Origin of the sequence: Jatrophihabitans sp., assembly GCF_051960575.1 — a bacterium.
Taxonomy (GTDB): domain Bacteria; phylum Actinomycetota; class Actinomycetes; order Mycobacteriales; family Jatrophihabitantaceae; genus JBQCEE01.
The window spans coordinates 1-10,722 of record NZ_JBQCEE010000059.1; the positions used below are offsets into that span (position 1 = coordinate 1).

Sequence of the window (10,722 nt, forward strand, 5' to 3'; positions counted from 1 at the left end):
CGCCGTCGACGTGTCCGAAGTCGAAGAGCCCCTCGCCGACGGCGGTGTGCACCGTGCCGTCGACGGTCAGGTAGCGCAGGGCCGAGGTCTCCGAGTCGACGAACCACACCCGGTCGCCGTCGACGGCGAGCCCGCTCGGTTGGGCCAGCCAGGTGTCGAGCGCCGGTCCGTCCTTCAGCCCCTCCACGGTCGTCCCGGCCAGGATCTCGGCCTTCCCGTCGAGCGTCACGGACAGCAGGAGGTGCACACCGGCGGCCGCGACGACCAGTCGGTCGAGCGCGGGCCACCACACGACGTCCCATGGCGAGAGGACGTCGGGCACCGGCCCGGTGACCGTCCCGGCACCATCGAGCGCAGCCGGGAGGTCGATGGTCGTCGTCGCGCCGTCGGCGAGCCGCAGCGTGCGCAGCGTGTGGTCGGCCGTGCTCGCGACGACGACGTCGAAGTCCGCGACTCCCTCGGGCAGCAGGCACAGGCCGTTGGGCTCGGCGAATGGCTCGCCGCGTCGCCCGCTGCCGAAGCGCCGCAGCACGGCGCCGTCGAGGTCGGTCTCGACGACCTGGTGGTGGCCGGCGTCGGCGACGAGCAGGGTGTCCGTGTCGCGTCCGGTGCGCGCCGCCGGCAGCACGATCGCCTTCGCGGGGAAGCGCAGGTCGGTCGTCGCGGCGGCGGCGTGCAGCTCGGGTCCCGGCCCGCGGTGCAGCGTCCCCTTCTTCTCGTGCTCGGCGACGAGTGCACGCAGCCGCGCAGCGAGCCCGGACACATGTCCCTCACCCGCGGCCTGCGCGACGACGTAACCCTCGGGGTCGATCAGCACGAGCGTCGGCCAGGCGCGCACCGCGTACTGCTGCCAGAGCCGCAGCCCCGGATCGTTCAGCACGGGGTGCTCGACCTCGTACCGCTCGATCGCCGCCGTCACCGCGGCGGCCTCCCGCTCGTGCGGGAACTTCGGCGAGTGCACCCCGACGATCGTCAGCACGTCGGCGAACTCGTGCTCGAGCGGGCGCAGCTCGTCGATCACGTGCAGGCAGTTGCCGCAGCAGAAGGTCCAGAAGTCGAGCAGGACGAAGCGTCCGCGCAGTGTCGCGAGCGACAACGGCGCCGAGCCGATCCACCCGCCGCCTGCCGACGGCGTCAGCTCCGGCGCCCGCACCCGTGCAGCACTCACCCGTCCATCGTAGGAAGCCGCCTTGTCCCCAGCCCCAGTCATCCAGGCGTACCGAAAACGACTGGGTCAGGGGACAAGTGGCTGCAGAGAGCGAGGCGTCAGCGGGTGCCGACGGTCAGCCCGGGCGCGCCGGGCGGTGTCGGCACCGTCAGCACGTCGCGCAGACCGTGCGAGGTCAGCAGGTCGACGGCGGTGGAGCTGTCGAGCGGCGTGCCGCCGTAGGCCAGCGTCTTGAAGCGGGTGAGCGCGTTGTCGAGGTCGCTGCCGTCGTACTTGCCGTGGCCGACGATGAGCAGGCCGCCGGGACGCAGCGCCTCGACGAGTCGCGCGACACCGGCGCCGAAAGCCGGTTCGGGGACGAACGGTGCCGGGATCCACGCGAGGTCGTAGGCCGCGACCTCGGTGAGCTCGGTGACGTCTTGACGGCGGAGCTGCACGCGGTCGGCGACGCCGGCCTCGCGCACCGTCTGCTCGGCCATGGCCAGCGCCCGGTCGAAGACGTCGATCCCGGTGACCTCGAGGTTCGGGAAGGCGACGGCGTAGCCGACCGCGAGCGCCCCGACGCCGGTGCCGACGTCGATCATCCGCGCGCCGGGCGCGGCGAGGCGTGCGGCGAGGTCGGGGTACTGCGGCAGCATGAACTGCCGGAACATCGCCGCGGCCGACCCGCTCGCCTGTCCCTGGGCGAGGATCGCCTCGTCGGTGTGATCGGACCAGCCCCGGTACTCGCCGCTCACCAGCGTCGCGGTCTGCAGCAGAGGCGCTGCTGCCAGACCGTCCAGCTGCGGACGCGTGAACGAGCCACCGTCGACCGCACCGGTGAGCCCGACTGCGTCGAGCACCGTCAGTGCCGCGGCGCCGAGCGGATCGCCCGGCGGTCGTCCGCTGAGCCTCAGCGCGGCGAGACACCACGCGCCCTGCTCCCACTGCGCCGCCGCACCCATGAGCCGCTGCAGTCCCTCGTCCACCGTCGTCGTCATGCCGACCCCAATCGTCACGGCGTAACGTAACAGCGTTGCGCTATAGTGGTCAACATGGGACGCAGCCGCATCCACGACGACACCACGGCAGCGGCCCTGCTCGCCGCCGCGGAACGGCTCGCCGAGGCCGAGGGCGCCGACTCGATCACGGTGCGTCGGCTGGCCGACGAGGTCGGCGTGACGACTCGCGCCGTCTACAGCACCTTCGGCTCGATGGACGGTCTGCTCGCCGCGCTGGGTGTGCGCGCGTTCGAACTGCTCGGCATCGCCGTGCGCCGCGTCCGTGTCACCGACGATCCGAACGCCGACCTGCTGCGCGTGGCGACAGTCGCGTTCCGGGGTTTCGCACGTGAGCACGCTGGGCTCTTCCGCGTCGGCTTCGCCTCGCTCGCCACGCCGCCCGGCGTCTGGGCCGAGGTCGCGCCTGCGAATCGCGACGCGTGGACCGCCCTGCTGGAACGGGTCGAGCGGGTCGCTCGCGCCACCGGTCTGGGTGGACGCAGCGTCGAGGCCGCGGCCACCGAGTTCCACTGCCTCTGCGAGGGCCTCGCCGTCAACGAACTGCGTGGCAATCTCGGCTCACCGAACCACGCCGCGGCCGTCTGGCGCAGCGCGTTCACAGCCCTCCTTGCCGGCTGGGCGGCCGCTTGAAGGCCACCTTGTCCCCCGGCCCAGTCATCCAGGCGTCCCGGAAACGACTGGGCCGGGGGACAAGCGGTCTGACGCCTACAGCAGGGCGAGGCCGGGGTCGTGCAGCACGGCGGCGACATCGGCGAGGAACTCCGAGCCCTGCTGTCCGTCGATCAACCGGTGGTCGAACGAGAGGGCGAGCTGGGTGACCCAGCGCGGCACGATCTCGTCGCCGATGACCCACGGCATCTTCCGCACCGCGCCGAACGCCAGGATCGCCGACTCGCCCGGGTTGATGATCGGCGTGCCGGTGTCGACGCCGAAGACGCCGACGTTGGTGATCGTGAACGTGCCGCCGGTGAGGTCGGCCGGTGTCGTGCGGCCCGCGCGGGCCGTCTCGGTGAGCGCGCCCATCGCCTGTGCGAGCTCGAGCAGCGACATCGCGTCGGCGTCCTTGATGTTCGGGACGATCAACCCGCGCTCCGTCGCCGCGGCGATGCCGAGATTGACGTAGTGCTTCACGACGATCTCGCCGGACGCTTCGTCCCACACGGCGTTGATCTGCGGCGTTCGCGCGAGCGCGCGCAGACACGCCTTCGCCACGAACAGCAACGGGCTGACCTTCACCTCGCGGAACTCGCGGCGTGCGGCGACGCGGTCGCGCAGCTCCATCGTCTCGGTGACGTCGACGGTGACGAACTCCGTCACGTGCGGCGCGGTGAAGGCCGACTGCACCATCGCGGCCGCGGTGTGCTTGCGGACACCCCTGATCGGGATACGCGTCTCGCGCTCACCGGATGCAACCGGACGCGCGGCGGCAGGCGCCGGTGCCCCCGCCGCCTGCTCGACATCGGCCCGGGAGATCGTGCCGTTCGGGCCGGTGGGCGTGAGCGTGGTGAGGTCGACGCCCAGCGTCTTCGCCAGCTTGCGCACCGGCGGCTTGGCGAGCACGCGGTGCCGGTCACCGGCGGTCGACGGCAGCGGCTCGGCGGGCGGGGCGAACGCCGCGTGCGCCGACGGCGTCGGCTCGGCGGCAGGCGTCGGAGCCGGAGCCTCAACGGGCGTTGCGGGCAGAATCGTGGACGACCCGTGCCCGTTCGCCGCAGCGGTCGAGCGGCGCCGCCGGCTGGGCGTGCCCTCGGCGCGCGGGCCGTAGCCGACGAGCACCGGCTGCCGGGCCGGCGCGGCCGACTCGGCCGACGCCGTCGTCGGCACCATGTCGGTGACGCCGGGGTCTGCCGCGGCTGTCTCGATCGCGATGATCGGCGAGCCGACGGGCACGGTGTCGCCCTCGGCGACGAGCAGGTCCTTCACGGTGCCCGCCCACGGGGACGGCAGTTCGACCGCCGCCTTGGCCGTCTCGACCTCGATGATGATCTGGTTGACCTCGACGACGTCGCCGGGCTGCACGCGCCACGCGAGGATGTCGGCCTCGAGCAGGCCCTCGCCGACGTCCGGGAGCTTGAAGTGTTCGAGCGCCATGTCGTCAGTACCCCAGCGAACGGTCGACGGCGTCGAGGATGCGGTCGACGTTCGGCAACCACTCCTCCTCGATGCGGCTCGGCGGGTACGGGGTGTCGTAGCCGGTCACGCGCAGCACGGGAGCCTCGAGCGAGTAGAAGGCCTGCTCCTGCACGCGCGCCGCGACCTCCGACGCGATCGAGAACGAGCGCTGCGCCTCGTGCACCACGATGAGCCGGCCGGTGCGCTCGACCGACTGCACCACGGTGGGCAGGTCGAGCGGCGAGAGCGTGCGCAGGTCGATGACCTCGAGCTCGTGGCCCTCCTCGGCGGCCACGGCCGCCGCCTCGAGCACGGTGCCGACCATGGGCCCGTAGGCCGCGACGGTGACGTGCGAGCCGGGGCGCACCACCCGCGCCTGGTGCAGCGGGATCGGGTCGGCGGAGACCTCACCCTTCGTCCAGTAGCGGCGTTTCGGCTCGAAGAACACGATCGGGTCGTCCGAGGCGATCGACTGCTGGATCATCCAGTACGCGTCGGACGGGTTCGAGCAGCTGACGACCTTGAGGCCGGGCGTGTGCGCGAAGTACGACTCGGGCGACTCGCTGTGGTGCTCGACCGCGCCGATGCCGCCGCCGAACGGGATGCGGATCGTGATCGGCATGCGCACGAGGCCCGCCGAGCGGTTGAAGATCTTCGCGACCTGGCTGACGATCTGGTCGAAGCCGGGGAAGACGAAGCCGTCGAACTGGATCTCGCACACCGGCCGGTAGCCGCGCATCGCCAGGCCGACGGCCGTGCCGATGATCGCCGACTCGGCGAGCGGCGTGTCGATGACACGGTCCTCGCCGAAGTCCTTCTGCAGGCCGTCGGTGATGCGGAAGACGCCGCCGAGCTTGCCGACGTCCTCGCCCATGATGACGACCTTCGGGTCGTCCTCCATGGCCTTGCGCAGGCCGTCGTTGAGGGCCTTCGCCATCGTCACCGGCGCCATCACGCACCCACCGACTCGATGAAGGCGGCGAACTCGTCGCGCTGCTCGCGCAGTTCGTCCGGCAGCTCGACGTGCACGTGGTCGAACAGCGAGTGCGGCGTCGGGTTCGGCAGCGCGCGGCAGCCCGAGCGGATGTGCTCGGCCAGCTTGAGCGACTCGGCCTCGATGCCCTCGAAGAACTCGCTCGGCAGCTTCGCCTCACGGGTGAGGTAGGCACGCACCCGCTCGATCGGGTCCTTGAGCTTCCACGTCTCGGTCTCGTCGCCGAGCCGGTAGCGGGTCGGGTCGTCGGACGTCGTGTGCGGGTTCATGCGGTAGGTGAACGCCTCGATGAGCGTCGGGCCCTGCGCGCTGCGGGCGTCGTCGAGGGCCTTGCGGGTGACCGACAGGCAGGCGAGCACGTCGTTGCCGTCGACCCGCACGCCGGGGAAGCCGAAGCCGCTCGCGCGCTGGTAGAGCGGCACGCGGCTCTGCCGCTCGACCGGCTCGCTGATCGCCCACTGGTTGTTCTGGCAGAAGAAGACGACCGGCAGGTTGCCGGCGGCGGCCCAGACGAACGCCTCGTTCACGTCGCCCTGGCTGGACGCGCCGTCGCCGAAGAACGCCAGCACTGCGGTGTCGCGGTCGGGGTCGCCGGTGCCGACGGCGCCGTCGCGGACGACGCCCATCGCGTACCCGGTGGCGTGCAGCGTCTGCGCGCCGATCACGATCGTGTACAGGTTGAAGTTGTGCTCGCGCGGGTCGAAGCCGCCGAGGTTGGTGCCGCGGAACAGCCCGAGCAGCACCAGCGGGTCGACGTCGCGGCACAGCGCCACCGCGTGTTCGCGGTAGGTCGGGAAGGCCATGTCGTGCCTGCGCAGGGCACGGCCGGCGCCCACCTGCGCGGCCTCCTGCCCGAGCAGCGAGGCCCACAGGCCCAGCTCGCCCTGGCGCTGCAGCGCGATCGCCTCGGTGTCGAAGCGGCGGGCCAGCACCAGGTCGCGGTAGAGGCCGGCGATCTCGTCGTCGGAGATCTCGAGGTCGTACTCACCCCCGCGGACCCGTTGCCCCTCGGGGGTCAGGAGCTGGACGACGTCCGGCTCGGGATGCACGGCGTGGACATGCTCGGTCACGGCACTCCTCTGGCGTACGGGGCCGGGGTCGCCGGCCGGGCGTTCGCTTGCGTTGCGCACCTGAGTCGTACAGGGGTGGCGTACAGACCCGGATGTGCAGGGGTTCCGAGCATATCGTGATGGCCCTCACAAGCGCTGAGCGGACGCGAGACTGCGCACGGGTCGGCATGAAACCTGCGCGAGGTGGGCACCCTACGTACATGAGCTACACCGACCCGGGGTACGGCGAGACGCAGGCGCATCTGGAGTCGACCCACTTCAGCGGCCACGACCACCCCCACGCCCAGGCCGCGCACGACTGGAAGCGGCGCGGGCTGCTCGCGGTCATCGGCGTCGCCCTGCTGCTGATCGGTTGGCTCATCGCGACGTCGTTCCTGCCGCGCTGGTGGGCGCACCGCGCCGCTGACATGGCGAACGGGACCTTCCACTGGGGCATCACGTGGGGTCTGTTCTTCGGCATCGTGTCGACCTTCGTGCCGCTGCTCGTGGCCCTCACGACCTACGCCCGCGGCATGAAGTGGGGGACGCGGGCCTGGATCATGGTCGTCGCGGTGCTGCTCGCCGCGCCGAACCTGATGACGCTCGGCATCGTGCTCGGCAGCAACAACGCCGCCCACGCCGGGCAGCGCACCCTCGACACCGACGCGCCCGGATTCCGCGGCGCCACCATCGCCGGCGCGATCATCGCGGTCGTGGCCGTGATCGCCATCGAGGTCTTCCTGGTCAAGCACCGCCGCCAGCGCCGCGAGTTGCAGCAGCTGCGCGTCGAGCACAAGCTGCGCCGCGCCGACGCCGCCTGAGTCCGGCTCCGTCCCTGCCCCGTGGAGGGCTTGGCCCCCTGCAACGGTCGTCCAGAAGATCAACTGGCGACCACGGCAGGGGGCAGAGTCGGTGCAGTCACGATCCAGCGGCGTTGACGCCCGGGCCGCACGCCTCGTGCGAAGGCGCGCTCGAGTCGAGCCGCCGTCGGAGCGAAATCGGCCAGTGCATCCCAGCCCCACCGCACGGCGATGAGATCCGTCTGCTCGAGACCCTCCTGGCGCCGCTTCTCGCGCTGCAGCGCCGTCGTCGCCTCGCGGTTGCGTCGGACGTCGTACTTGAGCATCCCGTCCGACTCACCGATGACGCCGAACTCGTCCCAGTAGAAGTCGGTGCGGCCGAGGAAGCGACCGTCCAGCGACCAGATGACCCGTTGCAGCGCCGGTCGCGGCAGACCGGCCTGGGCGATCCGCAACCGGCTCAAGGACTCGAACGGGGACTCGGCGAACGGATCGGCGAAGGCGACTGCGTCCGCCGCGGCGCGGACGCCGGGCCACCCACGGCACGCGGCGACCGCCGCAGCGAGCCGGTCAGGTGTCGTCAGTCCGCGATGCAGGGCTGCGTCGGCGGCCACCAGCGCGGCCTCCATGCCGAGCTCGCGGCCGAGGTCGACGACCGTGCGTTCGGGTGAAAGCACCAGGACCGACCTCAATCGGCGGACGTCGCCCGAAGGCAGCTGGGTGCGGTGCAGGTGCACGCCGGCGACATCGTGCCGCGCGCCCCGGGGGACGGACGCGCACAGCCGATGTCCGGTGCCGAGCAACGGCAGGTCGAGCAGCGCCGCACACCCCGCGTGGCTTGCCGGGACGCGCGGGTTCGCGAGTGAGATCGCGGCGGCGCGCACCTCGAGCGTGGCGATCTCGTCGGCGAACCGGTCGCCGGTCGGTTCGTGCACGGCCGCGAGGACGCCACGACGCACCACCCAGAGCCGGCCCTGCTCGACGCCGTGGCGCAGGGCTGATCGTGTCCACCCGTCGGCGAGGGCCTGGCCGACGGTGAACGCACCGAACTGGGCAGCGGAGGCACGAGGCAGCGGGCGCACCGGGCGGATGGTGCCGGATCCCGGGCGATTGCCACCTCCGTCGTCCACAGGCCACGGCGCTTGGCCCCCCCGTAATGGTCGCCGCCAAGATCCGTGCGCGACCACAGCAGGGGGCCGAGCCGCCCGGGGCCGGACGCGTCAGGCGGGGCGGCGGCCGGCGGCGGCGAACAGGGTCGGGGTGATGATCCGGTACTCGCCGGCCGTCAGCGCCGGGCCCATCGTGGCAGCGTCGTCGGCGCTGAGCGTGCCGGCGTCCACGGCGGGCGGGGCGAGCTGGGCGAACGAGAGGGCGAAGAAGGGGTAGCCGGGGTGCGCGGCGTCGATGACGTGGCTGCGTCCCTCGCCGAAGACCTCGACGAGCCCGCGCGCCGCGAACGACGACGCGAGCCGGCGGCCGTAGTTCGTCTCGTGGCCCGCGCCGCGCATGAACTCGAGGATGCCCTCGATCGATCGGGTCTCGAGCTCGCCGCCGGGGTCGGTGCCGAAGCCGGTCCAGTCGTAGTCCTCGACGAGCAACCACCCGCCCGGACGCAACGCCGCCACCAGCTTGTCGAGCACCGCCTCGCGCGCCGGCAGGTGCTCGAGCAGCAGGCGCGCGTGCACCAGGTCGTAGGCACCGCCCGGCAGCGCGTCGGCGACGACGTCGAGCGCGTGCACGCTCACCGTCGCGGACGAGAGGGGCTCGACGAATCGCGTGTCCAGGTCGACGGCCGTCACCGTCGCGCCGACCTGCGCGAGCCACTCGACGACCGAGCCGCCGCCCGCGCCGACCTCGAGCACCGACGCGCCCGGCCCGACCTGCAGCCGGGTCGCGAGCGAGCGGGTGCCCGCGTCCCAGAGCGCCTCGAGCCCGGCCAGCCGGGCGCGCTCGTCGTGCCACCCCTGGTCGTACACGTAGCCGGTCATGCGTCCTCCAGTTCCTGCGGCAGTGGTTCGTCGTGCAGCACCACCAGCCTCGACACCGCGCGGGTCAGCACGACGTAGAGGCGGCGCAGGCCGGCCGCGCGGGTGACCTCGCCGGCCACGACCGCCGCCGGCTCGAGCAGCACGACCGAGTCGAACTCCAGGCCCTTCGCCTCCGACGCCGGCACCACGGCGACCCGCGGATCGGTGCCCGCGTCGACGATCTCGGCACCGACGGCGGCCAGCCCGCCCACGACGCCGGGCACCATCGCGTCCGGCACGATGACGCCGATCGAGCCCTCGATGTCGAGCAGGTCGCGCACGACGCTGTCGAGCGATTCGCGCGGGGCGAACCGCAGCGCGCCGTCACCGGCGCGCACCGACGACGCGGCGGGCACGCCGACCGCGATGTGCGGCAGCAGCCGGTTCGCCAGCGCCAACACCTCGCCGGGCACGCGGTAGCCGGTGGTCAGCGGCCGCACCTCGGCGCCGGGCTGGCCGAGGTGCTCGAGCGTCGCAGCCCACGAGCCGGTCGCCCACGGCGTCGTCGCCTGCGCGAGGTCGCCGAGCACGGTCATCGATCCGGACGGGCACCGCCGCGCCACCGCCCGGCACTGCATCGCTGACAGGTCCTGCGCCTCGTCGACCACCACGTGCACGTAGGTCTCGCCCGGCTCGAGCAGGCCGTGCAGTTCGTCGAGCAGCACGGTGTCGGCCTCCGTCCAGCGCACCGAGCGCAGCGTCCTCGGCGCGGGCCGGGCGAGCAGCGAGCGCTCCTCCGGCAACAGCGACGGCGCGCACCGCGCGAGGAACTCCGCGTCGTCGTACAACCGGGCCAGCAGGGCGGGCGCCGAGAGCGCCGGCCACACCGTCTCGACCCACGCCTTCACCGGGGTCGAGCGGGCGACGGCGCGCGTCTCGCGGTCGGTGGGCGCACCGCCCGCGTCCTCGCGCTGGCGCCGCACGTCCTCGCCGACCTGCATCATCAGCCGCTCGCGCGCGGTCGACCACCGCAGCCCGTCGCCGAGCGCGCGGCGGGCGTCGTCGACGTAGCGGCGCAGGTGGTGCGCGCCGACGCGGTAGCGCTTCGTGCCGACGATCGCCACGACGTCGTCGTCGGGCTTGCGCACGTGCGAGAGCACCGCGCGGCGCAGCACGTCGGCCATGCGCGCGTCGCCCTTCAGCACGGCCACGTCGACGGGTTCGGTGGCGCGCACCTCCGAACCGACGAGCTGCCCGACCGTGCGCTGCTCGATGCCGCCCTCACCCAGCGACGGCAGCACCTGCGCGATGTAGTGCAGGAACGCCGCGTTCGGCCCGACGACCAGCACGCCGGTGCGCTTCAGGCGTTCGGGGTAGCTGTAGAGCAGGTAGGCCGCGCGGTGGAGGCCGACCGCGGTCTTGCCGGTGCCGGGCGCGCCCTGCACGCAGAGCGAGGTGTCGAGCTCGGCGCGCACCAGGTCGTCCTGGTCGGGCTGGATCGTCGCGACGATGTCGCGCATCGGCCCGACACGCGGCCGCTCGATCTCCTCGCGCCGCAGCTCCGACTCAAGCCCCAACACCACGCCACGGTCGAGGTGCAAGTCCTCGTACGACGTCATCAAACCGATCGC

10 protein-coding genes are annotated in these 10,722 nt (G+C 72.6%); 2 read left to right on the top strand and 8 right to left on the bottom strand.

The window, feature by feature from the left end:
* A partial coding sequence (locus tag ACTHMS_RS02860; protein WP_440305166.1) for a thioredoxin-like domain-containing protein occupies nucleotides 1-1,168 on the bottom strand: 1,168 nt, incomplete at its 3' end.
* Between the two features lie 98 nt (nucleotides 1,169-1,266).
* Nucleotides 1,267-2,148, bottom strand: coding sequence for an SAM-dependent methyltransferase (locus tag ACTHMS_RS02865; protein WP_440305167.1), 882 nt, complete (start codon nucleotides 2,146-2,148; stop codon nucleotides 1,267-1,269).
* 54 nt (nucleotides 2,149-2,202) lie between these two features.
* Between ACTHMS_RS02865 and ACTHMS_RS02870 the strand changes: the two genes are divergently transcribed.
* A complete protein-coding gene (locus ACTHMS_RS02870) occupies nucleotides 2,203-2,799 on the top strand; it encodes a TetR/AcrR family transcriptional regulator (protein WP_440305168.1) in 597 nt (198 codons plus the stop codon).
* A gap of 75 nt (nucleotides 2,800-2,874) precedes the next feature.
* On the opposite strand, the gene ACTHMS_RS02875 is transcribed toward ACTHMS_RS02870, so the two are convergent.
* The 3 genes from ACTHMS_RS02875 to ACTHMS_RS02885 are packed head-to-tail and all read right to left on the bottom strand — an operon-like array spanning nucleotide 2,875 to nucleotide 6,405.
* On the bottom strand, nucleotides 2,875-4,260 hold the full coding sequence (locus ACTHMS_RS02875; protein ID WP_440305169.1) for a dihydrolipoamide acetyltransferase family protein: 1,386 nt from the start codon (nucleotides 4,258-4,260) through the stop codon (nucleotides 2,875-2,877).
* Between the two features lie 4 nt (nucleotides 4,261-4,264).
* Nucleotides 4,265-5,233, bottom strand: coding sequence for an alpha-ketoacid dehydrogenase subunit beta (locus ACTHMS_RS02880; protein ID WP_440305175.1), 969 nt, complete (start codon nucleotides 5,231-5,233; stop codon nucleotides 4,265-4,267).
* On the bottom strand, nucleotides 5,233-6,405 hold the full coding sequence (locus tag ACTHMS_RS02885) for a thiamine pyrophosphate-dependent dehydrogenase E1 component subunit alpha (RefSeq protein ID WP_440305170.1): 1,173 nt from the start codon (nucleotides 6,403-6,405) through the stop codon (nucleotides 5,233-5,235). The genes ACTHMS_RS02880 and ACTHMS_RS02885 overlap by 1 nt, the downstream gene beginning before the upstream one ends.
* A gap of 140 nt (nucleotides 6,406-6,545) precedes the next feature.
* Between ACTHMS_RS02885 and ACTHMS_RS02890 the strand changes: the two genes are divergently transcribed.
* On the top strand, nucleotides 6,546-7,145 hold the full coding sequence (locus tag ACTHMS_RS02890; protein WP_440305171.1) for a permease: 600 nt from the start codon (nucleotides 6,546-6,548) through the stop codon (nucleotides 7,143-7,145).
* Nucleotides 7,146-7,204: 59 nt separating this feature from the next.
* Here the strand turns inward: ACTHMS_RS02890 and ACTHMS_RS02895 are convergent, their stop codons facing one another.
* The 3 genes from ACTHMS_RS02895 to ACTHMS_RS02905 form a co-directional block, all read right to left on the bottom strand.
* Nucleotides 7,205-8,206 (bottom strand): hypothetical protein, encoded by a 1,002-nt coding sequence (locus ACTHMS_RS02895; protein ID WP_440305172.1) that lies wholly within the window; start codon nucleotides 8,204-8,206, stop codon nucleotides 7,205-7,207.
* 138 nt (nucleotides 8,207-8,344) lie between these two features.
* Complete coding sequence (locus ACTHMS_RS02900) at nucleotides 8,345-9,112, bottom strand: class I SAM-dependent methyltransferase (protein ID WP_440305173.1); 768 nt, start codon at nucleotides 9,110-9,112, stop codon at nucleotides 8,345-8,347.
* On the bottom strand, nucleotides 9,109-10,722 hold a 1,614-nt coding region (locus ACTHMS_RS02905), incomplete at its 5' end, for a HelD family protein (protein WP_440305174.1). The genes ACTHMS_RS02900 and ACTHMS_RS02905, both read right to left, overlap by 4 nt.

Excerpts from the sequence above, each read along its gene's own strand:
- ACTHMS_RS02865 (WP_440305167.1), bottom strand. The coding sequence starts at position 2,148 with ATGACGACGACGGTGGACGAGGGACTGCAGCGGCTCATGGGTGCGGCG.
- ACTHMS_RS02870 (WP_440305168.1), top strand. The coding sequence starts at position 2,203 with ATGGGACGCAGCCGCATCCACGACGACACCACGGCAGCGGCCCTGCTC.
- ACTHMS_RS02875 (WP_440305169.1), bottom strand. The coding sequence starts at position 4,260 with ATGGCGCTCGAACACTTCAAGCTCCCGGACGTCGGCGAGGGCCTGCTC.
- ACTHMS_RS02880 (WP_440305175.1), bottom strand. The coding sequence starts at position 5,233 with ATGGCGCCGGTGACGATGGCGAAGGCCCTCAACGACGGCCTGCGCAAG.
- ACTHMS_RS02890 (WP_440305171.1), top strand. The coding sequence starts at position 6,546 with ATGAGCTACACCGACCCGGGGTACGGCGAGACGCAGGCGCATCTGGAG.
- ACTHMS_RS02900 (WP_440305173.1), bottom strand. The coding sequence starts at position 9,112 with ATGACCGGCTACGTGTACGACCAGGGGTGGCACGACGAGCGCGCCCGG.